20 protein-coding genes are annotated in these 20,845 nt (G+C 62.8%); 6 read left to right on the top strand and 14 right to left on the bottom strand.

Features of this window, described 5'->3' with window-relative positions; genetic code table 11:
* The 5 genes from V6943_RS04685 to V6943_RS04665 all read right to left on the bottom strand — a co-directional run bounded on the left by V6943_RS04685 (nucleotide 1) and on the right by V6943_RS04665 (nucleotide 3,977).
* Nucleotides 1-876 carry a triphosphoribosyl-dephospho-CoA synthase gene (locus tag V6943_RS04685; protein WP_340552749.1) on the bottom strand — a complete coding sequence of 292 codons (876 nt, stop codon included), beginning with the start codon at nucleotides 874-876 and terminating at the stop codon, nucleotides 1-3.
* Nucleotides 876-2,543 (bottom strand): malonate decarboxylase subunit alpha, encoded by a 1,668-nt coding sequence (gene mdcA, locus V6943_RS04680; RefSeq protein ID WP_340552748.1) that lies wholly within the window; start codon nucleotides 2,541-2,543, stop codon nucleotides 876-878. The genes V6943_RS04685 and mdcA overlap by 1 nt, the downstream gene beginning before the upstream one ends.
* A 118-nt stretch (nucleotides 2,544-2,661) precedes the next feature.
* Complete coding sequence (locus V6943_RS04675) at nucleotides 2,662-3,099, bottom strand: YqaA family protein (protein WP_340552747.1); 438 nt, start codon at nucleotides 3,097-3,099, stop codon at nucleotides 2,662-2,664.
* 80 nt (nucleotides 3,100-3,179) lie between these two features.
* Entirely contained in the window at nucleotides 3,180-3,422 is a 243-nt protein-coding gene (locus V6943_RS04670; protein WP_340552746.1) for a hypothetical protein, read from the bottom strand.
* 126 nt (nucleotides 3,423-3,548) lie between these two features.
* Entirely contained in the window at nucleotides 3,549-3,977 is a 429-nt protein-coding gene (locus tag V6943_RS04665) for a DNA methylase (protein ID WP_340552745.1), read from the bottom strand.
* 393 nt (nucleotides 3,978-4,370) lie between these two features.
* On the opposite strand from V6943_RS04665, the gene V6943_RS04660 reads away from it, so the two are divergent.
* The 3 genes from V6943_RS04660 to V6943_RS04650 all read left to right on the top strand — a co-directional run bounded on the left by V6943_RS04660 (nucleotide 4,371) and on the right by V6943_RS04650 (nucleotide 7,888).
* Complete coding sequence (locus V6943_RS04660; protein ID WP_256048969.1) at nucleotides 4,371-5,324, top strand: TAXI family TRAP transporter solute-binding subunit; 954 nt, start codon at nucleotides 4,371-4,373, stop codon at nucleotides 5,322-5,324.
* Nucleotides 5,325-5,465: 141 nt separating this feature from the next.
* Nucleotides 5,466-7,490: a TRAP transporter fused permease subunit gene (locus V6943_RS04655; protein WP_181103346.1), complete on the top strand. Its 2,025-nt coding sequence runs from the start codon at nucleotides 5,466-5,468 to the stop codon at nucleotides 7,488-7,490.
* Nucleotides 7,487-7,888, top strand: a complete 402-nt coding sequence (locus tag V6943_RS04650) for a DUF1850 domain-containing protein (protein ID WP_340552744.1) — start codon at nucleotides 7,487-7,489, stop codon at nucleotides 7,886-7,888. The genes V6943_RS04655 and V6943_RS04650 overlap by 4 nt, the downstream gene beginning before the upstream one ends.
* Nucleotides 7,889-8,159: 271 nt before the next feature.
* Here the strand turns inward: V6943_RS04650 and V6943_RS04645 are convergent, their stop codons facing one another.
* The 5 genes from V6943_RS04645 to V6943_RS04625 all read right to left on the bottom strand — a co-directional run bounded on the left by V6943_RS04645 (nucleotide 8,160) and on the right by V6943_RS04625 (nucleotide 13,934).
* Nucleotides 8,160-9,341 (bottom strand): PepSY-associated TM helix domain-containing protein, encoded by a 1,182-nt coding sequence (locus V6943_RS04645; RefSeq protein ID WP_181103350.1) that lies wholly within the window; start codon nucleotides 9,339-9,341, stop codon nucleotides 8,160-8,162.
* 69 nt (nucleotides 9,342-9,410) lie between these two features.
* Nucleotides 9,411-11,867: a TonB-dependent siderophore receptor gene (locus tag V6943_RS04640; RefSeq protein ID WP_340552743.1), complete on the bottom strand. Its 2,457-nt coding sequence runs from the start codon at nucleotides 11,865-11,867 to the stop codon at nucleotides 9,411-9,413.
* Between the two features lie 101 nt (nucleotides 11,868-11,968).
* Nucleotides 11,969-12,916, bottom strand: coding sequence for a FecR domain-containing protein (locus tag V6943_RS04635; RefSeq protein WP_340552742.1), 948 nt, complete (start codon nucleotides 12,914-12,916; stop codon nucleotides 11,969-11,971).
* Nucleotides 12,913-13,431: a sigma-70 family RNA polymerase sigma factor gene (locus tag V6943_RS04630; protein ID WP_340552741.1), complete on the bottom strand. Its 519-nt coding sequence runs from the start codon at nucleotides 13,429-13,431 to the stop codon at nucleotides 12,913-12,915. Before V6943_RS04630 ends, V6943_RS04635 begins: the two co-directional genes overlap by 4 nt.
* 146 nt (nucleotides 13,432-13,577) lie before the next feature.
* A complete protein-coding gene (locus V6943_RS04625; RefSeq protein ID WP_181103357.1) occupies nucleotides 13,578-13,934 on the bottom strand; it encodes an NADH:ubiquinone oxidoreductase in 357 nt (118 codons plus the stop codon).
* 89 nt (nucleotides 13,935-14,023) lie between these two features.
* On the opposite strand from V6943_RS04625, the gene V6943_RS04620 reads away from it, so the two are divergent.
* Complete coding sequence (locus V6943_RS04620; RefSeq protein WP_340552740.1) at nucleotides 14,024-14,989, top strand: CobW family GTP-binding protein; 966 nt, start codon at nucleotides 14,024-14,026, stop codon at nucleotides 14,987-14,989.
* A gap of 9 nt (nucleotides 14,990-14,998) precedes the next feature.
* Here the strand turns inward: V6943_RS04620 and V6943_RS04615 are convergent, their stop codons facing one another.
* Both V6943_RS04615 and V6943_RS04610 read right to left on the bottom strand, forming a co-directional pair.
* Complete coding sequence (locus V6943_RS04615; RefSeq protein WP_340552739.1) at nucleotides 14,999-15,370, bottom strand: DUF3301 domain-containing protein; 372 nt, start codon at nucleotides 15,368-15,370, stop codon at nucleotides 14,999-15,001.
* A 31-nt stretch (nucleotides 15,371-15,401) separates the two neighbouring features.
* Nucleotides 15,402-15,806: an SMI1/KNR4 family protein gene (locus V6943_RS04610; protein WP_181103363.1), complete on the bottom strand. Its 405-nt coding sequence runs from the start codon at nucleotides 15,804-15,806 to the stop codon at nucleotides 15,402-15,404.
* Nucleotides 15,807-16,085: 279 nt separating this feature from the next.
* On the opposite strand from V6943_RS04610, the gene V6943_RS04605 reads away from it, so the two are divergent.
* On the top strand, nucleotides 16,086-17,345 hold the full coding sequence (locus V6943_RS04605; protein WP_197446118.1) for an MFS transporter: 1,260 nt from the start codon (nucleotides 16,086-16,088) through the stop codon (nucleotides 17,343-17,345).
* A gap of 3 nt (nucleotides 17,346-17,348) precedes the next feature.
* Here V6943_RS04605 and V6943_RS04600 read toward each other — a convergent pair whose 3' ends face one another.
* Nucleotides 17,349-17,753 carry a RidA family protein gene (locus V6943_RS04600; RefSeq protein WP_340552738.1) on the bottom strand — a complete coding sequence of 135 codons (405 nt, stop codon included), beginning with the start codon at nucleotides 17,751-17,753 and terminating at the stop codon, nucleotides 17,349-17,351.
* Nucleotides 17,754-17,892: 139 nt separating this feature from the next.
* Here V6943_RS04600 and V6943_RS04595 point away from each other — a divergent pair, with 139 nt between their 5' ends.
* Nucleotides 17,893-18,819 (top strand): LysR family transcriptional regulator, encoded by a 927-nt coding sequence (locus V6943_RS04595; RefSeq protein WP_340552737.1) that lies wholly within the window; start codon nucleotides 17,893-17,895, stop codon nucleotides 18,817-18,819.
* Between the two features lie 175 nt (nucleotides 18,820-18,994).
* Here the strand turns inward: V6943_RS04595 and glmS are convergent, their stop codons facing one another.
* On the bottom strand, nucleotides 18,995-20,845 hold the full coding sequence (gene glmS / locus V6943_RS04590; protein WP_131649130.1) for a glutamine--fructose-6-phosphate transaminase (isomerizing): 1,851 nt from the start codon (nucleotides 20,843-20,845) through the stop codon (nucleotides 18,995-18,997).

Genomic DNA, 20,845 nt, shown 5'->3' with positions numbered 1-20,845 from the left:
TCAGTTGCTCCCAGTCGGCGCCAGCGCGGCAGGCGCCAGGCGGTCGAGGAAAAGAGTGGCGGCCAAGAGGTCGGCGGCGCCGCCCGGCGAGGCGTTGAGCGCGAGCATGTCGCGGTCCAGTTCGCGCAGCTGACGGCGCCCGGCGAGGCTGGCGGCACCGCCGGCAGCGAGCACGGCGCGCGCACCGGCCTGCATGCGAGTCAGCCCTTTCGGCCCGGCGCGATGCAGCACGCAGGTGTCGGTGAGGTCGCTCATGATCGCCAGCAGTGCATCAAGCTGGGCGTTCTGCTCGCCGGCCCCATCGCGACGACTGGCGAGGAGCTGCGGCAAGCCGTGCTCGATCACGGCGGGAAAGCCGTGTTGCGCCTGTTCCCGCGCGCCGAGTACGCCGTAGCGACGGCAGACCCGCGCCCCATGACTCTCCGTGTTATGCGGCGCGACGGGGTCTTCGAGCCGGGCAAGGGCGGCGGCGGTCGTGGCGACACACTCGGCGGACGCGCCGCTTTCCAGCATGGCGGCGGCGCTAAGCAGCCCCAGCGCCCAGATCGCGCCGCGATGGGTGTTTACGCCGCCGGTCACGCGGAGCATTTCCGCTTCGCCTTCACGTCCCAGTTGACCAAGTGCTTCGCGCAGCGGCTGGCTAACCCGGCCCTCGGCTCGTGCGGCATCGGCCATGGCGGCAAACGCTGGCCACAGCGATTGCGCCGAAGCGTGCATCAGCCCCAGGTGCAAGTCGCTGTGGGCGCCGCTACCGCGACGGTCGACCAGCCCCGGCTTAGGCGACAGATCGGCCTCGTCGATCAGCGCCTGCACCGCCAGGTCCGCCAGGCGCTCGGCCGGTGTCGGCTGCGCCTGTCTTGCAATGAGTGCACTCATCACCAGCTCCTGAACTTGGCAGGCGGGTTGTAGAGGCCGCCGGACCAGTCGACCAGTTCGGCAATGCTCTTTGCCGCCAGCAGCTCGCGCGTTGCGTCGTTACGGCGAATGCCGAGGTCTTCCGGCAGCGCGATCAGCCCTTCACGGCGCATGCGCTCGGTGTCTTTCGGGTTGTGCCGCAGACCGATGCTGGTGACGCCCGCCACTGCGGCGATCATCGCCTGGCGCTCTTCCAGCGAGCGCGCCTTGTATAGGTAGGCGATGCCTTCCTCGGTGAGCAAATGGGTGACGTCGTCGCCGTAGATCATGATCGGCGCCAGCGGCATGCCGCTCTTCTTCGCCACTTCCACCGCATCGAGCTGCTCGACGAAGGTGGGTTTGCCGCCTTCCTGGAACGTTTCGACCATCTGCACGACGAGCTTCTTGCCGCGCTCGAGCATGGTCACTGGGGCTTCGCCGCCGGGGGTGGCCATGTCCAGCCAGGCGGGCGTCGGATGGCGACGGCCACGCGGGTCGTGGCCCATGTTCGGCGCGCCGCCAAAGCCGGCCAGGCGATCGCGGGTGACAGTAGAGGAATGGCCGTCGCCATCGACTTGCAGCGTGGCGCCGATAAACAGGTCCACGGCGTACTGCCCGGCCAGCTGGCACATCATGCGGTTCGAACGCATGGAGCCGTCGCGGCCGGTGAAGAACACGTCCGGGCGCTGGGCGATGTAATTCTCCATGCCCAGCTCGGTGCCGAAGCAGTGCACGCTCTCGACCCAACCGGTCTCGATCGCCGGGATCAGCGTGGGGTGCGGGTTGAGCGTCCAGTTGCGGCAGATCTTGCCTTTCAGCCCCAGCGATTCGCCGTAGGTCGGCAGGATCAGCTCAATGGCGGCGGTGTTGAAGCCGATGCCGTGGTTGAGCGACTGGACGTTGTGTTTCTCGTAGATGCCGCGGATCGCCATCATCGCCATCAGCACGTGCACCGGCTTGATATGGCGCGGGTCGCGGGTGAACAGCGGCTCGATATAGAACGGCTTGTCGGCGACCACCACGAAATCCACCCAGCTCGCCGGGATGTCCACGCGCGGCAGCTCATCGACGATCTCGTTGACCTGGAAGATGACGATGCCGTCGGAGAAGGCCGTGGGCTCGACCAACGCCGGGGTGTCCTCGGTGCTCGGGCCGGTGTAGATGTTGCCGTGGCGATCGGCCTGGAAGCCGGCCACCAGCGCGACGTTGGGGATCAGGTCTACCAGCAGGCGCGAATAGAGCTCGATGTAGGTGTGGATGGCGCCGACTTCCAGCAGGCCATCTTCGAGCAGCTGGCTGATGCGCAGGCTCTGCGGGCCGGCGAAGGAGAAGTCGAGCTTGCGCGCGATCTGCCGCTCGAACAGGTCCAGGTGCTCGGCGCGGCTGACGCTGGGCATGATCATGTGCAGGTCATGCAGTTTGCTGGGATCGACCTGCGCCAGCGAGCGCGAGAGGAAGTCCGCTTGCTTCTGGTTGTTGCCCTCCAGCACCACCCGGTCGCCCGGTGCGATCAGCGCTTCGAGCGCCGCGACGATTTTGTCGCTGGGCAGGACCACACCATCGGCGAGGCTGCGCACCTGGTCGAGACGCCGGGCTTTTTCAGCGCGACGACGCGACCACTGCGGCGGTGGGGATATTGTTGTTGTCATGCTGACTCCACAGGTTTCCGCTTTGTGGAGCGCACAGTAGGGAGGTGACCGGAAGGTCATCAATCAAGCGCAGAGGCGCTTCGTTACGCTTAAGTTAACGATGCCGCAGAACCGGGCGTTACAGCCAGCCGAGCGTGATCCCAGCGAGTAACAGGTAGCGCCCGCCCTTGGCCAGAGTTACCAGCAGCAAAAAACTCCAGAGCGGTTCGCGCAATGTTCCAGCGACGACGGTCAGTGGATCGCCAATGATCGGCACCCAACTCAGCAGCAGCGACCATCGTCCGTAACGGTGATAGCTGCGCTGAGCCTTTTCCAGCTGACGTTGGCTAACCGGAAACCAGCGCCTGTGGCGCAGCCGCTCGATGTAGCGACCGAGCAGCCAATTGGCTACCGATCCCAGCACGTTGCCGAACGTAGCCACTGTCAACAGTATCGCTGGTGAGAGATCGCTACCCAGCAGCAACCCAACCAGCACGGCTTCCGACTGCGCGGGTACAAGCGTGGCGGCAGCGAAGGCCGCGATGAACAGGCCGAAGTAGGCGGATAGATCGACCATGGTTATGGGGGGCTTCGAAGGAATAGTTGGTGCGTAGGAGCGCTTTTACAACGGATACAGCTGAATGCGCTTAGTGCCTATCACCGCCCCGGCTGGGGGCGAAAGCCCGGCACAGCGTCAGGACGCTCAACGCGGCTGGCCGGTTGGGTGCAGTTGAGATCACGAAATGGCCGACCGTTGAGTAATTCCCAGCCATGGCCCGGCGGCGTCTGACGACAGATGACGGTACCGTCGACCTTGCTCTGCCACTGGTAATAAGGCGCAGGGCCGGCAGAAGCCAGTAGCGGTAAGAACAGGCTGAACGCAAAAAGCACGGCGCGCATGGTTGGAATTCGATAGGAGGCTGGCGCCCACTTTAGCCGGATCGGCGCGCGGCGCAAGCTCGGCCGGTCAAGATGCTGGGTGTGCCTGGCAAGGCGCTTTTGCAGGATGCGGTGCAAGAAGATCGCTCAGTACCAGACCTTCGCCGCCTCGCGCATAAAGATTTCCACCGTCTTCGGCCCGATACCCTCGAACTCGGCCAGGCGTTTTTCCAGTGCCGTACGGCTTTCGCTCTGCTCACGGATGTTGCCAAGCTTGCCGCCGTACTCGCTGTTGAGCTTTTCACACAGCTTGAGCAGGCGTTCGGCGGTCGATTCGTCGTAACGCACATAGCGCCCTTCGCCGAGCATGCTTATCAATTGCTGCCGGCTGCAGTTGCAGAGTTTTCTCGGCGTGTCGCGCTTGTGTTTGTCGACGATCACCCGGTAGGCCTCGGCGGCGATGTCCTGCTGAATGCGCTTGCCGAACAGGAAGCTGGCGATGAACCATTTGAACAACTCGCCTTCGCCTTTCTCGATTTCGATACCCAGATCCTTTGCGCTAATTTCGCGTGCCATTGGCGCCTCGTTTCAGCAGTTCTTCATGATGCGACGACGGCGATGACGCTAGGTTCGAGATTTATCCGTAAAGAAACCGTGGCTCGCCCTGGCATCGGCAAGTTTCCGCCTACTGCCTGGGAGCGGTGAGCGGTTTATTGCCAATGCCTGCCAAATAGATGCGTTAACTCAACGTGGCAGAGCCCTGAAGAGGTATGGCACGGCTCGTGCTTGCTCCTGTCTAGCCCGATGCGATTTACCAAGACAAGAAAGCCGCACAGCGCGCCCGCTTTTCCTAGTAAAGCTTACCCGCCGCCGTAACCGCCCTTCTTGTCCTTGCAGCCTTTGAAGCTGCGGCCGATCGTCTATCGTCAAGGGTTGCGAAAACCAATAACAACGAAACGGAGTTACATCATGAGACTGACCAAACGCTTTGGCCTGCTTGCTGCCGCTGCAGCCTTCACTGCCAGCACCGCAGCCGTCGCTGCGCCGACCTTCATCAACATCCTCACCGGCGGCACCAGCGGCGTTTACTACCCGATCGGCGTAGCCCTGTCCCAGCAGTACAACAAGATCGACGGCGCTAAGACCTCCGTTCAGGCCACCAAAGCATCGGTAGAGAACCTCAACCTGTTGCAGGCCGGCCGCGGCGAGCTGGCTTTCGCCCTCGGTGATTCCGTGGACGATGCCTGGAACGGCGTCGAGGATGCCGGCTTCAAGGCACCGCTCAAGCGTCTGCGCGCCATCGCCGCTACCTACCCGAACTACATCCACATCGTGGCCAGCAAGGAGTCCGGGATCCAGACCCTGGAAGACCTGAAGGGCAAGCGCATCTCCGTCGGCGCGCCGAAATCCGGTACCGAGCTCAACGCCCGTGCCATCTTCAAGGCCGCCGGTCTGACCTACGAGGACATGGGCCGTGTGGAATTCATGCCCTACGCCGAGTCGGTCGAGCTGATCAAGAACCGTCAGCTGGATGCCACCCTGCAATCATCCGGCCTAGGCATGGCGGCGATTCGCGATCTGGCTGCCATGGTCCCGATCACCTTCGTCGCGGTTCCCGAGGACGTGGTTGCCAAGATTGGCAGCGCCGCCTACCAGTCGAAGATGATTCCGGCCGGCACCTATGACGGTCAGGACGCGGACATCCCCACTGCCGCCATCACCAATATCCTGGTCAGCCACGAGAAGGTCTCCGACGACGTCGCCTACCAGATGACCAAGCTGATCTTCGAGAACCTTGATCACCTGTCCAGCGCCCACTCCGCGGCCAAGGACATCAAGCTGGAAACCGCGACCGAAGGGCTGCCGATCCCGCTGCATCCGGGCGCCGAGCGCTACTACAAGGAAGCCGGCGTCCTCAAGTGACAGCCGGACCGGGCGGGTCTGGTACCCGCCCGGTTTGCCTTCAAGACCGCATAGCCTGATGGTCCGCATCCCGGGCCATCACGAAGAACGCCCATGCTCCGCACTGGCGCGACGCTTCAATCTTTTCGAGAGAGCCATCCCATGAGCGAGACCCAAGGGCTGCACAGCAGTCCCAGCGAATGGCCGAAGACGTTGTTCTACGTCGCGCTGCTGTTTTCCACCTATCAGATCATCACCGCCGCCTTCCATCCGGTGTCCAGCCAGGTGTTGCGCGCGGGCCACGTCGGTTTCCTGCTGCTGATGGTGTTTCTCTGCTACCCGGCAAAAGGCAATGGCCGCCCCTGGCAGCCGCTGGCCTGGCTGCTCGGCCTGGCCGGCATGGCGACGGCTTTCTATCAGTGGTATTTCGAGGGCGACCTGGTTCAACGCTCGGGTGACCTGACCACTACCGACATGTACATCGGCATCATCCTCACCGTGTTGGTGTTCGAAGCAGGCCGCCGGGTGATGGGTATTGCGCTGCCGACCATCTGCGCGATCTTCCTGGCCTACGGTCTGTTCGGCGAGTACCTGCCGGGCGACTTCGCCCACCGTGGCTATGGTTTCGATCAGATCATCAACCAGCTGTCGTTCGGTACCGAGGGCTTCTACGGCACGCCAACGTATGTCTCGGCGACCTATATCTTCCTCTTCATCCTGTTCGGCTCCTTTCTCGAGCAGGCCGGGATGATCAAGCTGTTCACCGATTTCGCCATGGGCATGTTCGGCCACAAGACCGGCGGCCCGGCCAAGGTATCGGTAGTGTCATCGGCGCTGATGGGCACCATCACCGGCTCCGGCGTGGCCAACGTGGTCACCACCGGGCAGTTCACCATTCCGCTGATGAAACGCTTCGGCTACCGACCGGCCTTTGCCGGCGCGGTGGAAGCCACGGCCAGCATGGGTGGGCAGATCATGCCGCCGGTAATGGGTGCCGTGGCTTTCATCATGGCCGAGACCATCAACGTGCCGTACGTCGAGGTGGCCAAGGCGGCGCTGATTCCGGCGATGCTGTATTTCTTCGCAGTGTTCTGGATCGTGCACCTGGAAGCGCGCAGCAAGGGCCTCAAGGGTTTGCCGAAGGATCAGTGCCCGAGCGCCTGGGGCTCGGTCAAGGAACGCTGGTATCTGCTGATCCCGCTCGCGGTGCTGGTCTACCTGCTGTTTTCGGGGCGTACCCCGATGTTCTCCGGCACTGTCGGTCTGGCACTGACGGCCATCGTCATCCTCGGCTCGGCGATCATCCTCAAGGCCAGCAGCTTCTGGCTGCGCGGCGCCTTCTGGATCGCACTGGGCGTGCTCTGCGCCGGCTTCTTCCAACTCGGCATCGGGGTGATCTTTGGTGTCATCGCGGCGCTGGTGGTGGTCTGCTGGTTCATCAAAGGTGGCCGCGACACCCTGCGCACCTGTCTGTTCGCGCTGGTGGAAGGCGCGCGCCATGCGATCCCGGTGGGTATCGCCTGTGTGCTGGTGGGGGTGATCATCGGCATCGTCTCGCTGACCGGCATCGCCAGTACCTTCGCTGGCTACATTCTGGCCATCGGTGAGAACAACCTGTTCCTCTCGCTGGTGCTGACCATGATCACCTGTCTGGTGCTGGGTATGGGCATCCCGACCATTCCCAACTACATCATCACCAGCGCCATCGCCGCGCCGGCGCTGGAGCAGCTGGGCGTGCCGCTGATCGTCTCGCACATGTTCGTCTTCTACTTCGGGCTGATGGCCGACCTGACGCCACCGGTGGCGCTGGCCTGCTTCGCCGCGGCGCCGATCGCGCGGGAGAACGGCTTCAAGATCAGTCTCTGGGCGATCCGCATCGCCGCCGCCGGCTTCGTGGTGCCGTTCATGGCCGTCTACGACCCGGCGCTGATGATGCAGGGCGACAGCTGGCTGACCACGATCTACATGGTGGTCAAGACGGTCTTTGCGGTGTGCCTGTGGGGCATGGCGGTTACCGGCCACCTGAGCCTGCGCATGCCGATCTGGGAACGCCTGTGGGCCTTCGCCGCTGGCGTCGCGCTGATCCTGGCGCTGCCGATCAGCGATGAAATCGGCTTCGTACTGGGCATCGCCCTAGTCGCCCAGCACATATGGCGCGCTCGTCGTGCCGAGCCGGCGGTGGCGTGATCGGGCTCTGCCTGGGGTTGGCGGGCGTGGTGTGGGCGCAGGTGCCCACACCCGCCTTCACCCTGGCGTGGAATCACACGATTGAGAAGATCCGCTGGGAAGAAGACTACCGCGTGACGCCGGACGGGCTGCTGCTCGGCGAAGCGCGGATCAAGGGCACCGGCGCCGGCATGGAAGTTCCGGATGACGCCCAGTTGCGCGACGGCAGCTGGCACTACCAGCGCCAGCTGCCGCCTCTGCAACCGCTGCGTGTGGGGCGAACCCCTGAAGCCGGCGATTACCAGCTGTGTTTCGACCAGCGTTGCCACGCGCTAAGCGAATGGCTCGGCCCGCCCACGTCGGAGCAGCCCGCGCTGGAGCTCTGGAGTTGCAGCGTGCCGGTGAGCAGTTCCTCTTGAGTACCGCAAGTCCGCTCGAGATTCCGCTGTAGGGTCCGCTCCGCACACCGGCAAAACATAACCCGCGCCCAACCTCGGTGCGCCGGTGAGAGGCGACTCACTGCACCGTGACCCTGGTGGTTCCCACGCTCCTGCGTGGGAGCCTCCAACCGGTGCTGTGATCGAGACGCAAGCCACCAGGCGTGCCCACGCGGGAGCGTGGCTCGATCAGACATCAGCCTGACGGCAGGTCCGCTCGACAACCGACCCCACGAGCAGTGTGGGCGATCCATCAAACCGCCAGTTCTGCCTCGCGCCTGAGCGTCGCCGCCCTCCTCGCGCGCAGCTTGCGCCACCAGATCACCACACCAGTCACTGACAGCACCGCAATCGCCACGCCCAGCACCGCAATCAGAATCCGCCCCGGCATTCCGAGGATGCGCCCGCCATGAATCGCCGGCTGCAACATGTGGAACTGCTCACCCAACGTGCCCTGCCCCGGTATTTCCTGCCCCAGCAACTGCGTCCCATCAGTGCCATGGAAGAACAGCCAGGCGTTGCCCTGGTTGCTGTCGTGATCGCCGAAGCCCGCGCCGTAGAAGTTGTATTCGAAGCTGTAGTACAGCTCGCCGATGGGTTCGCTCAGGCCCAGCTCGGCCGCATGCTGCATCGCGTAGTCATAGGCCTGATGGAAATCATAGGCGGTGGTGCCCAGCTCATCATTTGGCAGTCTGCCACGCGCCTCGTAGACGCTCGGCTCGACGGATGAGAACAGCGACACCACCGGCTTGAACACCTGCTCGGGTAGGTTCATGGCCACGCTGCTCACCGCCACTGGCGTGAGCAGCAGCCACAGCCACAACCCGCCGGCACGGTGCACGTCATGATTCATGCGCTGACGTTTGATCTTCCATGACGTCCACCACTTGCTGAAGAACGGCCGCCCACGCGGGAAGGTCAGCAGCAGCGAGACGAAGCAATCGAGCGTCCAGGCGATCGCCACGATGCCCATCAGCCACAGCCCCCAGTTGCCCGGCAGCGACAGGTTGTAGTGGAACTCCAGCATGAAGGGCACGAAGTTCTCCCGCGAGAAGCAGCATTCGCCCCAGTAACGTGTGCCCACCTGCTCTCCGGTCACCGCATCGAGGTACTGCACCACCGGTTCTTCGTCATAGGGCTTGCCGGTAGCCGGATCATTGCGCGGCACCAGCGCCATCAAGGCGGCATGCCCCGGCTCGTCGGGGAATTCCATGTACCAGACCTGCATCCGCGGGTTGGCCTGCTGAACGCGCTCGACCAGCGACCCCGGCGCCAGCACCGGGCCTTCGCTGGTGGTGTGGTAGAACTCGGGGTTCAGCCACTCGTCCAGCTCGTGGTGAAAGGCCAGCACCGCGCCGGTGATGCCCGCAAGAAACAGGAACAGTGCCGTGGCCAGGCCAATATAGCGGTGCAGTAGAACGAAGATGTAACGCATCAGTTATAACCACTTGGAGAACGCAAAAGCCGCCGCCTGAAAGGCTGGCGGCGAGTGTGTACCTGTAAATCAGAATTCGTAGCTGACCGTCGCCGTGACGTTGCGCTCCTCACCCAGATAGCAATAGTTCAGGCTGCTGCCACAGCCCGCTACGTATCTTTTGTCGGTGAGGTTGTTGGCATTTAGCCGAACATCCATGCCATCCAGCCCGACCCTGGCGAGGTCATAGCCGACGGAGGCATCGAATAATGTGTAGGACGGTATGCGCTGCGTATTTTCGGCATCAGCCCAGCCTTTGCCGACATAACGAATGCCAGCGCCGGTGCTCAGCCCTTCCAGGCTATCGCCGACGAAACGGTAGTCCGCCCAGATGGACGCCATGTGGCGTACCGACTGTGTTGGGGTATTGCCTTTGTTATCCAGAGTCGCGTCCACAGCGCTGAACACGGATTTGGAATATTCGATGTCGGTGAAAGTGTAGCTGCCCAGCAGACGCAGGCTTTCCGTAAGTTGTAGGCGCGCTTCGAGTTCCAGGCCCTGCGAGCGTACGGCCCCGATAGGCCTGTAGAAATCTTCGTTGGGGAGCTTGGAAGCGAGGTTTTCCTGCTCGATGTGAAACAGCGAAGCGGTATACAGATCGTCGGTACCCACCGGCTGGTACTTGATGCCCAGTTCCCATTGAGTGCCTTCGGTCGCGTCAAGCGGGTCACCATTGGCGTCACTGGTTGAGTTTGGGTTGAACGACTCCGAGTAGCTGATATAAGGCGCCACGCCGTTATCGAACAGATAAAGCACGCCAGCGCGGGTCGTCAGCTGGTCCGAGTCCTTTCCCGAGGGCGCACTCGCCCCGTCTGACACCACTTCGGTTTCTACCCAGTCCTGGCGCAAGCCCAGGGAAACACGCCAACGGTCCAGCTCGATCAGGTCCTGCATGTACAGACCCGTCTGCTCCAGCCGGCGGGTCTGGCCGAACGGGCCGCCAACCACAACAGGCGTGCCATAGACCGGATCGAACGCATCGAGATTGCCGACGGTGCCGCCGTAATAGTCCACTTTGGCCTTTCCACGCTGATAATCGACACCGGTGATCAAGGTATGCCGGGCGGCGCCCGTGTCGAATTCGGCCTGCAGCATGTTGTCGATGATCCACGAGTGCAGGTGCTCCTCCGCGCCCGTATAGCCACGCAGCAGTTCTGACGAATCGCCCACCCAGCCCAGGCTGTAGACCTGTTCGGACTCGACTTTCGAATCCAGATAGCGGAAGTTCTGACGCATCGACCAGACATCGTCGAAACGATGCTCGAACTGATAGCCGAGCATTTGCTGAGTGCGCTCGAACTTCTCGTGCCCGGGCTCACCCTCGAAGAAATCGTCGGAGAGATAGCGTCCATTACGACGATATAGAGTGCCTTCAGCAGGCAGGCCGCCGTGATAACCACTTTCCGGGTCGTGCTGCAGATAGGCCTGCAGGGTCAGCGCGGTGTCTTCGGAAAAGGCGATGCGCAGCGATGGAGCGATGGCATAGCGCTCCGACTTCACATGGTCGTACTGGGTATCACCTTTGTCCGCCAGGCCGACCAGCCGATAGGAGAGCGTTCCTTCTTCGTCCAGCGGCCCGCCTAAATCGACGCCGATGCCTTTCTGATCGTTACTGCCAAGCGTCGCCTGGACCTGCCGATAAACCTCTTCCGTCGGCTGCTTGGAAGTCATTGCGACCAGGCCGCCAGGCAGGCTGCGGCCATACAGAACCGATGATGGGCCCTTCAGCACGTCGATGCGCTCGAGAAAGTAAGGATCGATCTGCATGGTGCTGTAGGTGCCGCTGTCACCCATGATCTTGAGGCCGTCCAGATACAGGTTGTCCACCGAGCCATCGTTGAACCCGCGCATGGCCACATAATCGTAGCGGCTGGTGGCGCCATAAGGCGTGCTCATTACACCGGGGGTATAACGCAACGCCTGGGCCACGGTCAGCGAGCCCTGATCGTCCATCTGCTGACGCGTGACCACCGAGACCGTCTGCGACGTTTCCAGCAGCGGCATGCTGGTCTTGGTCGCCACGCTGCTGTGGGTGGCGTTGTAGCCTTCCATCTCGCCCAGCGCGTTACCCAGGGCGAAGCCTTCGACCACCATGGGCTTCAGCTCGACGGCGCTCGTCTGATCGCGAGTCGGCGACGACGCCAGCGAGTAAGTGCCGCGCTCATCGCGCACCGCCTGCAGGCCGCTGCCCTGCAGCAAGACATCGAAGCCCTCCGCGACGCCATACTGCCCCTGCAGGCCAGCCGAATCGCGCCCCTCGGTGAGACGACCATCTACCGACAGCATCACGCCAGCCTCGCCGGCAAAGCGGCTCAGCGTGCTGGACAGCGGACCGGCTGGGATATCGTAACCGCGCAACTCCTGCTGACTGGCCGCCTGTGCCAGCGCCGTCGGCGAGGCGACGAGCGTTGTCAGCGGCAGGCAGAACAGGGCAGCGCGAACGGCGCGGGAGAGGCTGGAACGACGAAGCGGAGCGATGGAGCGCATGGGTCATCCTTTTGCGAGAGCAAAAATAGGGATCGATGCGGTTATGCCCAACGACGCCCTGCAAAAGGGAACTGCGGATGAGAAATTTTTACATTTGCGTTTCAGGCGGTCGACGGCTCGAGGCTGACCCACCAAGGCAAACGCCGGTTGATGCGCAACGGCAATGTACTGGCCAGAGCCTCCAGAATCCGCTCCGTATCAGCCAGCGGATAGGCGCCGACCACGCGCAGGCCGGCGATGCGTGGATCACAACCGAGATAGCCCTGGCGATAGCGCGCCAGCTCGGTCACGAACTCGTCCAGACGCAGATCATCGGCCAACAGGACGCCGCTACTCCATGCCTGACGGCCCGGCTGAACCGGCCGACCAAGCCTGATTTGCAGAGTATCGAACGCCACTTGCTGGCCTTGCAGGACGGTATGAACGCCATCGCGCCCGGCGGGCCGGATATCGATGGTGCCCTCGAACACACTGAGCTGAGTACTGCCATCGCGCTGCAGTACCGAAAACCTCGCAGCGCCGCGTGGCTGAAGATCGCCTTCGGACGTGCGCAACAGCAGCGGGCGTCGTTCGTCAGACGCTTGCAGCAACGCCTCGCCACGATGCAGCGACAGCTGCCGAGCCTGATCGGTGAACGCGACAGCCAACGCGCTATCGGTGTTCAGCCACAGCCGTGAGCCATCATCCAGACGCCAGTCGCGCACCTCCCCCACCGCCGTACGATGGTCCGCCGCCCAGCTACGCCATGGCAGCGCACCGCCGGCGAACGTCAGCAGGGCGCCGCCGCATAGAATCGAAAGGGTCTTGAGTGCGTGCCGCCGAGTCGGCTCGCGACGCTGCAGCAGAACCGTCGCTGCGGAGCCGAACGGGTCGCCCGTCAACGGCTCCAACCGTCCGCTGATCTGTTCCACCCGCTGCCAGGCCTTGGCGTGCTCGGGTAAGGCGACCCAAGCGCGCCAGGCCTGGCGATCAGACTCGCTGATCGCACCGGATTGCAGTACCGCGAACCACTGGGCTGCGGCTTGCAGTACCTGATAATCGAGGCTCATGGCGCGTCGTCGAGCAGAGTCAGGCAGTGCAGCATGGCCTGCGCCATGTATTTCTTGATCATGCGTTCGGATACGCCAAGCTCGGCGGCTATCGCCCCGTACGTCATGCCCTGCAGCTGGGAAAGAAGGAAGGCACGGCGAACTTTCTCTGGAAGCCGCGCCAGCATCGCATCGACCTGCAAAAGGGTTTCGACGACCAACGCGTGGGACTCGGGTGACGGCGCGAATGCCTCGGGCTGCAAGGCGAGCGCGTCCAGATAGGCCTGCTCGATTTGCTTGCGGCGCCAGTGATTGATCAATAGGCCTCTGGCGACGGTATGCAGGAAGGCGCGCGGTTCACGAATCGCTTCGAGGCCGTGATCTTTGGTCAAGACACGCACGAAAGTATCTTGCGCCAGGTCCGCTGCCTTCTGGCTGCAGCCGAGCTGACGGCGTAACCAACCATTCAGCCAGCCCTGATGATCGACATAGAGTCGATGTACCAACTGTTGCCGGACCATCCCCTGGGTTGCCATGGCTGCTGCCCTTTGCCGTCGAGATCGTAATGCTAACGCTTCTCAACTTCGCAAGCTACGGCAGTATGTGGTTCGGCGTGGCCAGGCTCGAGACGAACCCTGTTACAGGAGGAAAGCGACGTTTCACGTGGAACGCCCATGAGCACTCATGGAATCACCCACTCGCCGTCACTGGTCTGCTCGCAGGCCGGCTGAAGGAAGCGCGCATCGCTGGCGATGCCGTAATAGTGAATGTCCTGTCGATAGGGCATGTTGGACACCTGGGCGTTGCGGCAGACTCCGAAGGCGCCGCCGGGACACTGCTCCACAAAGCTGACCTCGACCTTCTGCCCCTTGAGTTCGGGCTGGCAGAATCCCGAGCGGAACAATTCAGCCGGAATGTTGCGGTTCTGCTGGCAGACCTTCACCTCGATGCGCTCGTCCTGGCTGTGAATGACGCAGCCATCGGCCCAGGCCTGGCCGGCGACACTCAGCGATAGCAGCAGACAACACAATAAACGCATCGATTACCCCCTCATCTGACCGCGGCGACTCTAGCATGCAGGCTGCACGGCCGCTTCCAATCCATCCGCCAAATGCGCACCATGGCGCCATGCTGACTCAAATACCGACTCATGTAATCAGCGGCCCGCTCGGCGCCGGCAAAACCAGCTTGATCCGTTCGCTGCTATCGCAGAAGCCGGCAAACGAGCGCTGGGCGGTGTTGATTAACGAGTTCGGCCAGATCGGCCTCGACGCAGCACTGCTGAGCACCAACGAAGCGGGCATCAGTCTCGCGGAAGTCGCCGGCGGCTGCCTGTGCTGCGTCAACGGCGTGCCCTTCCAGGTCGGTCTGAGCCGCTTGTTACGCAAGGCCAAACCGGATCGGCTGCTTATCGAACCTTCCGGGCTGGGCCATCCTGCTGAACTGCTCACGCAACTCGGCGCGCCGCCATGGCAGGGTGTCCTGGCGCTGCAGCCCTGCCTGACGGTGCTCGATGCCGCCTCCCTTGCGCGTGACGAGCCCTTGCCACCCAGCGTGCAGCAAGCGCTTCAGCGCAGTGGCCTATTGGTGCTGAATAAAAGCGAGGCGCTGGATCAGGCAGATCGCCAGCGCATCATGGCGAGGCTGCCCTCATTGCCATTGCGCTGGACGACCCAGGGCGAATTGCCGATCACGGCGCTACCGGGTATCGACCAGCGAGCCGACGCACAAGCCGAGACTCCATCACCCCTGCCCGCCTCCGTGCAACCAGCCGGCAGTGTCTGGCTAAATCCGCAACAGCCGGTCTGCCAAAGCCAAGCAAGCGCAGACGGCTGGAGCATCGGTTGGCGTTGGCATTCAAGTCAGCGTTTCGATCTGCAGCGCATCGAACGGTGGCTCGGTAGCCTGGATTGGCGCCGGGCGAAGCTTGTGCTTCATAGCCCCGAGGGCTGGCGTTCGGCCAATGCCTTGGCGGGCGAGGCGCTGATATTCAAGCCCAGCGAATGGCGAAAGGATTCGCGGCTCGAATTGATTTTCAATGCACCCGGAGACGAAGCGCTACTGAAAGCAGCAATGGCCGCCTGCCGCCTTTAACCGACAAAATCAGTCACCGCGACGCCAATCGTCCATCTGGATGATCCGCCCCGAATCCGGCAGGGTCTTGAAGGGATGCGCTTCCATCTCGATCGGCCCCGGTCGCGGACCGAACATGACGATACTGCCCTGATGGCGCTGCTCGCCCGTCACGGTGAATTCGAAGCCGTAGACGCGCGCAAAGCGGCGTTGCCCGCGCGCGTCGCGCACAAATCCAAGGCGGCGAAACGCGACATTGCCATCGAGCAGATCGACATCCATCTTTTCGCAATGACGGCGCACCGATGCCAGCGCGCGCTCGCGTATGCCATGGGAATGCCAGAGCCAGGCGGCTGCTGTCATCAGCAGGAGGAAAACGCACAGGTTGCCGAGCGTCACCATGACCTTGGCATCTCCTGTAGAACCAAGCGGCTCAACTTTCCAACCAAACGTCGCGCACCCAGTGCCACACGGTTTCCCAGCTTTCATCGGTGAGTTCATGCGCGTCACCATCGAACAGCATGACTTCGCCTTCCAGATCGACCACGTAGTAGTCAGGCCCGTCCTGACAGATCGGCAATAAATCCCGCGCCACGCCCGCATCCCAGGCGTTCGCCGCCACTTCCGGCAGGTAGGTATGCGATTGTGGATCGGCGGTCACCGGCTCGAGCCGGCCATAAACGACATCGCTGACCGTCAGCAGAAATTCGCGCAGGCCGAACGGCAAGTTGATCAGCAGCTCTTCTTCGACCTCGACCAGACGGTCATCGTCTGGCAGTTCCAACGGCACCGGTACCGGCTCGTTGAGTTCTCGCAGCTGTTCGATTACCTCTTCCATGCGCCCCCCATTCGTGAAATACGCGCTTGAAGGCGAGTTTATACAAGCCCGAACGCACGCGAGCCAGCCCCGCGCTGTTTCGATCCGCCCATTTCGGATGCAGTCGGCCAGCCCGCAACGGCTCCTGGCCGGTCATAGCGGTTAGGCACGTGTCTGGATCGCTGCATCTGGACGCCGTTTGCGCGGCTGCCGTGCTTTCCAGTAGATTGCCCGGCTGCCTTGACGCTGCGGCCTGCCCCCGGAGCCGCTTCACGAACGACTCTGCGACAGGACCCTGCCGTGACCGCGACGTCCATTTCCGTTTACCGCCTTCCCGGTTTCGTCCCCTTTCTCGCTGCACGTTTGCTGGCGGTTTTCGCCATGCAGATTCAGGCTGTAGTCGTGGCCTGGCAGGTCTACGACCTCACGCGCGATCCACTGTCGCTGGCCTATGTCGGCCTGGCCCAGTTCGTCCCGATGCTGCTTCTGTTGCTACCGGCGGGGGATCTGATCGACCGCTTCGACCGCAAGCTGATCCTGGCACTGAGCTGGCTGGTGGAAGCGCTGTGCGCCGCCGCGCTGCTGTGGTTGTCGCTGACCGATGCGGCGGTGAGTTATTACTACGGCGTGCTGGTGTTCTACGGCTGCGCGCGTGCCTTCACTGGGCCGGCGTTGTCCAGCCTGCTGCCGCAGATCGTTCCGCGCGAGCGTCTGGCCGCGGCCATCGCCGCCAACAGCATGATCATGCGCAGCGCTACCATCGCAGGCCCAGTGCTCGGCGGTGGTCTCTATGCGCTCGGGGGCGGCGGCCTGACTTATGGCCTGTGCCTGATCGGTTTTCTCGCCGGCACGCTGCTGCTGGGCTTCGTCCCGGTGCGCTATGCCGAACAGCGCCAGGCGCTTGAAACCACCGCATGGGCACGCTTCACCGCCGGCATCGGCTTCATCCGCTCGCGGCCAATCATTCTCGGTACCATTTCTCTCGATCTGTTTGCCGTGCTGCTGGGTGGCGTGGTGGCGCTGTTGCCGATCTATGCCCAGGAAGTGCTGGAAGTCGGTCCAACCGGCCTCGGTCTGCTGCGCAGCGCCATGGCCGTCGGTGAGGTGACGGTGGGACTGTATCTCAGCGTGCGGCCGTTCAATCGACATGTCGGGCTGGTGATGTTCGCGGCGGTAGCGCTGTTCGGCCTGGCCAATTTGGTATTTGCGCTGTCGAGCCTGTTCTGGCTGTCCTTCGCCGCGCTGATGGTGGCCGGCGGTGCGGACATGGTGAGCATGTACATCCGCTCCTCGCTGATCCAGTTCTCCACACCGGACGCCATGCGCGGTCGGGTCAACGCAGTGAACATGCTGTTCATCGGCTCATCCAACGAGCTCGGCGAATTCCGCGCTGGAACCAGCGCCGCCTGGTTCGGCGCGGTGCCGGCGGCGCTGCTGGGCTGCGCCTGCACCCTGACAGTAACGGGCGGTTGGCTGCTCGGCTTCAGGAGCCTGCGCCAGGTCGATCGTTTCGAGGATGCGGCGCCGCAAGCACCGTCGCACACGACTTACGCGAAATAGACATCAGCTACCCGCGGCTTCCGGCAGTCTGGCGATGACCTTGATTTCGAATTGAAAGCCGTAGAGCCAGGTCACGCCGACGGCTGTCAGGGTCGGGTGGGGCGCGCTGCCCCAATAGTCCGGCACGACGTTCCAGATCGTGTCGAATTGCGCTTCGGGATCAACGATGAACAAGGTCACGTCAATCACGTCATCGAACGTGCAGCCCGCTGCCTTGAGGATGGCATTCAAATTCTCGAACGCGAGCCTGACCTGGGCTTCCAACTCAGGCTCGGGCGAACCGTCCTCGCGACTGCCGACTTGCCCGGAAACGAACAGCAGTCCGTTAGAGCGGATTGCCGGCGAGTAGCGGTTTCGCTCGTAGAGCGCCTGGCGTGCGGGTGGAAAAACAACGTCGCGCTGTGTCATGGAATTCTCCAATTGGGGTCAAACCGCCCCGTCATTCAGGGAGACATGAATCTAGGCGCGCCGTCGCGTGGGATAAACAGGCAAGTCCGGTCATCATTGTTTGTAGAATCCAAACAATTCCTGGAACGGTGGAGCCAAGATGGACCGCTTCGATGCGATGCAGGCGTTCGCCCGCGTAGTGGAAACCGGTAGTTTCACCAAGGCTGCCGAGACCCTCGGCACGAGCAGAACCAGCGTTACGCAACTGGTGCAGCAGCTGGAGGCAAGGTTGCGCGTGCGGCTGCTCAACCGCACCACACGCAAGGTTGGGGTCACCGCAGACGGTGCCGTCTATTACGAGCATGTGCTGCGCCTGCTGGCCGATCTGGACGACGCCGAGACAAGCCTGTCCGGCGCCTCGGCATCGCCGCGCGGCAGGCTGCGGGTGGATGTGCCCAGTCCCTTCGCCCGGCTGATTCTGATACCCGCACTGCCAGCGTTCTATGCGCGATACCCCGACATTCAGCTGGACCTGGGCGTAAGTGATCGCACGGTGGACCTGATCGGCGAGAACGTGGATTGCGTCGTGCGCGGCGGCGAACTCACCGACCAATCGCTGGTGGCCCGGCGCGTCGGCGAACTGCAACTCGGCGTGTACGCCGCGCCGGGCTACCTGGAACGCGCTGGCACGCCGCAGCATCCGCGGGAGCTGGAAGACTCGCATCACCGCATTGTAGGGTTCGTCTGGGCACGTGCCGGCAAGGCCGCTCCGTACGCCATGCGCTGCGAGGGTGAGAGCATCAGCTTGCTCGGCCGCTATGCGTTATCGGTCGATGACGGCAACGCGTACCTCGCCGCTGGCTTGGCCGGCCTCGGCGTGCTCTGGCTGCCGCATTACATGTCAGCCGAGCACGTCGCGCGCGGTGAACTGGTACCGCTGTTCGAGCACTGGCGACTCGACTCCATGCCACTGTATATCGCCTTCCCACCGAACCGGCACCTCAGTGCCAAGCTGCGTGTGTTCATCGATTGGGTGGTTGCACTCATGGCGAAGCACTCCCCTGTCCGGAGTCGACATGTTTCGTGACTGGACAGAGGCAGCAGCCGTAGATAGACGCTCCCGGGCTTCGTCAGCGAAGATTTGGCCAGCTCCCTTGGCTTCCGGCCAAATCCATCGGTCAAGCCCAAGTGACTTATGTCCTTGGCCTCAGGTGATAATTCTTCGCCGCCACCGTTTTTTTTTTCGCTGAGGTGACGCCCGCTTATTCCACGGTCACGGATTTAGCCAGATTGCGCGGCTGGTCGACGTCGGTGCCGCGCAGCACCGCGACGTAGTACGACAGCAGCTGCAATGGCAACGTATAGAGGATCGGCGCCAGCACGTCATGGATATGCGGCATGCTGACGATGAAGGTGCCCTCGCCATTCTCGATGCCGGCTTCACGGTCGGCGAAGACGATCAGCTCGCCACCGCGCGCGCGCACTTCCTGCAGGTTCGATTTGAGCTTTTCCAGCAGCTCGTTGTTCGGTGCCACGGTCACCACCGGCATGTCGGCGTCGACCAGTGCCAATGGCCCATGTTTGAGCTCGCCCGCCGGGTAAGCCTCGGCGTGGATATAGGAAATCTCCTTGAGTTTGAGCGCGCCCTCCATCGCCACCGGATACTGCGCGCCACGACCGAGGAACAGCGTGTGGTGCTTTTCGGCGAAATGCTCGGATATCTTCTCCACCGTGGTATCCATCGCCAGCGCTTCGCCCAGACGCGTCGGCAGGCGGCGCAGCTCGTCGATCAGCTCGGCTTCAAGCGCCGGCGCAAGCGTGCCACGCACCTGCCCCAGCGACAGGGTCAGTAGCAACAGGCCAACCAGCTGGGTCGTGAAAGCCTTGGTCGAAGCCACGCCAATTTCCGGACCGGCCTGGGTCAGCAGGGTCAGATCGGATTCGCGCACCAGCGAGCTGATGCCCACGTTGCAGATCGCCAGACTGGCGAGGTAACGCCCCTCCTCGTCCGTGCGCGCCTTGGCGTTTCGCAGCGCCGCGAGCGAATCGGCGGTTTCGCCGGACTGGGAGATGGTGACGAACAGCGTGTCAGGCTGCACCACCACCTTGCGGTAACGGAACTCGCTGGCAACCTCGACCTGGCAGGGAATGCCGGCCAGCTCCTCGAGCCAGTAACGCGCGACCATACCGGCGTGGTAGCTGGTGCCGCAGGCAACGATCTGCACGTTGCGCACCTTGGCGAACAGCTCGGCCGCCTGCGGACCGAACGCCTGCACCAGCACTTGGTGGTCGCCCAGGCGGCCTTCGAGCGTGCGCTGCACGACCTTGGGCTGCTCGTGGATTTCCTTGAGCATGAAGTGGCGATATTCGCCCTTGTCCGCCGCTTCCGCGCCTTCATGGTATTGCACGCTTTCGCGTTCCACCGCTTGGCCGGCGACATCCCATATCTGCACGCTGTCGCGGCGGATCTCAGCGATATCGCCTTCTTCCAGATACATGAAACGATCGGTGACCTGACGCAGGGCCAGCTGGTCAGAGGCAAGGAAGTTTTCCCCCAGGCCTAGTCCGATCACCAGCGGACTGCCGCTACGGGCGGCGAGCAGCCGATCAGGTTGTTTGGCACTGACTACGGCCAAACCATAGGCGCCATGCAACTCCTTGACCGCCGCCTTGAGCGCCACGGTGAGATCACCGTATTCATCGAGCTTGTGGTGCAGCAGATGCACAATGACTTCGGTATCGGTGTCGGAAACGAAGACGTAACCCCGGGCTTTCAATTGCTGACGCAGGGCTTCGTGGTTTTCGATGATGCCGTTGTGCACCACCGCCAGGTCTTCGCCGGAAAAGTGCGGATGCGCGTTGCGCTCGCATGGTGCGCCATGAGTGGCCCAGCGCGTGTGAGCAATACCCAGACGACCGCTGAGCTGTTCGTGCTGTTGCGCCTGCTCCAGCTCGGCGACCTTGCCGGAACGGCGCAGGCGATGCAGTTGGCCGCTTGCATCCAGCACGGCCACACCGGCGCTGTCATAGCCTCGGTACTCGAGACGCTTGAGGCCTTCGAGCAAAATTGCAGTGATGTTGCGTTCAGCGACGGCGCCAACGATGCCACACAT

Origin of the sequence: Pseudomonas sp. CBC3 (genome assembly GCF_037967085.1) — a bacterium.
Taxonomy (GTDB): Bacteria; Pseudomonadota; Gammaproteobacteria; order Pseudomonadales; family Pseudomonadaceae; genus Stutzerimonas.
The sequence above is the reverse complement of the archived record's forward strand: the minus strand, read 5'-3'. Positions and strand labels throughout refer to the sequence as shown.

Bases quoted from the DNA above. Each gene is read 5' to 3' on its own strand.
- V6943_RS04595 (WP_340552737.1), top strand. From the start codon at position 17,893: ATGGACCGCTTCGATGCGATGCAGGCGTTCGCCCGCGTAGTGGAAACC.
- mdcA (WP_340552748.1), bottom strand. From the start codon at position 2,543: ATGACAACAACAATATCCCCACCGCCGCAGTGGTCGCGTCGTCGCGCT.
- V6943_RS04635 (WP_340552742.1), bottom strand. From the start codon at position 12,916: ATGAGCCTCGATTATCAGGTACTGCAAGCCGCAGCCCAGTGGTTCGCG.
- V6943_RS04660 (WP_256048969.1), top strand. From the start codon at position 4,371: ATGAGACTGACCAAACGCTTTGGCCTGCTTGCTGCCGCTGCAGCCTTC.
- V6943_RS04600 (WP_340552738.1), bottom strand. From the start codon at position 17,753: ATGACACAGCGCGACGTTGTTTTTCCACCCGCACGCCAGGCGCTCTAC.
- V6943_RS04625 (WP_181103357.1), bottom strand. From the start codon at position 13,934: ATGCGTTTATTGTGTTGTCTGCTGCTATCGCTGAGTGTCGCCGGCCAG.
- V6943_RS04670 (WP_340552746.1), bottom strand. From the start codon at position 3,422: ATGCGCGCCGTGCTTTTTGCGTTCAGCCTGTTCTTACCGCTACTGGCT.
- V6943_RS04620 (WP_340552740.1), top strand. From the start codon at position 14,024: ATGCTGACTCAAATACCGACTCATGTAATCAGCGGCCCGCTCGGCGCC.
- V6943_RS04615 (WP_340552739.1), bottom strand. From the start codon at position 15,370: ATGGTGACGCTCGGCAACCTGTGCGTTTTCCTCCTGCTGATGACAGCA.
- V6943_RS04675 (WP_340552747.1), bottom strand. From the start codon at position 3,099: ATGGTCGATCTATCCGCCTACTTCGGCCTGTTCATCGCGGCCTTCGCT.
- V6943_RS04655 (WP_181103346.1), top strand. From the start codon at position 5,466: ATGAGCGAGACCCAAGGGCTGCACAGCAGTCCCAGCGAATGGCCGAAG.
- V6943_RS04645 (WP_181103350.1), bottom strand. From the start codon at position 9,341: ATGCGTTACATCTTCGTTCTACTGCACCGCTATATTGGCCTGGCCACG.
- V6943_RS04630 (WP_340552741.1), bottom strand. From the start codon at position 13,431: ATGGCAACCCAGGGGATGGTCCGGCAACAGTTGGTACATCGACTCTAT.
- V6943_RS04665 (WP_340552745.1), bottom strand. From the start codon at position 3,977: ATGGCACGCGAAATTAGCGCAAAGGATCTGGGTATCGAAATCGAGAAA.
- V6943_RS04685 (WP_340552749.1), bottom strand. From the start codon at position 876: ATGAGTGCACTCATTGCAAGACAGGCGCAGCCGACACCGGCCGAGCGC.
- V6943_RS04610 (WP_181103363.1), bottom strand. From the start codon at position 15,806: ATGGAAGAGGTAATCGAACAGCTGCGAGAACTCAACGAGCCGGTACCG.
- glmS (WP_131649130.1), bottom strand. From the start codon at position 20,845: ATGTGTGGCATCGTTGGCGCCGTCGCTGAACGCAACATCACTGCAATT.
- V6943_RS04640 (WP_340552743.1), bottom strand. From the start codon at position 11,867: ATGCGCTCCATCGCTCCGCTTCGTCGTTCCAGCCTCTCCCGCGCCGTT.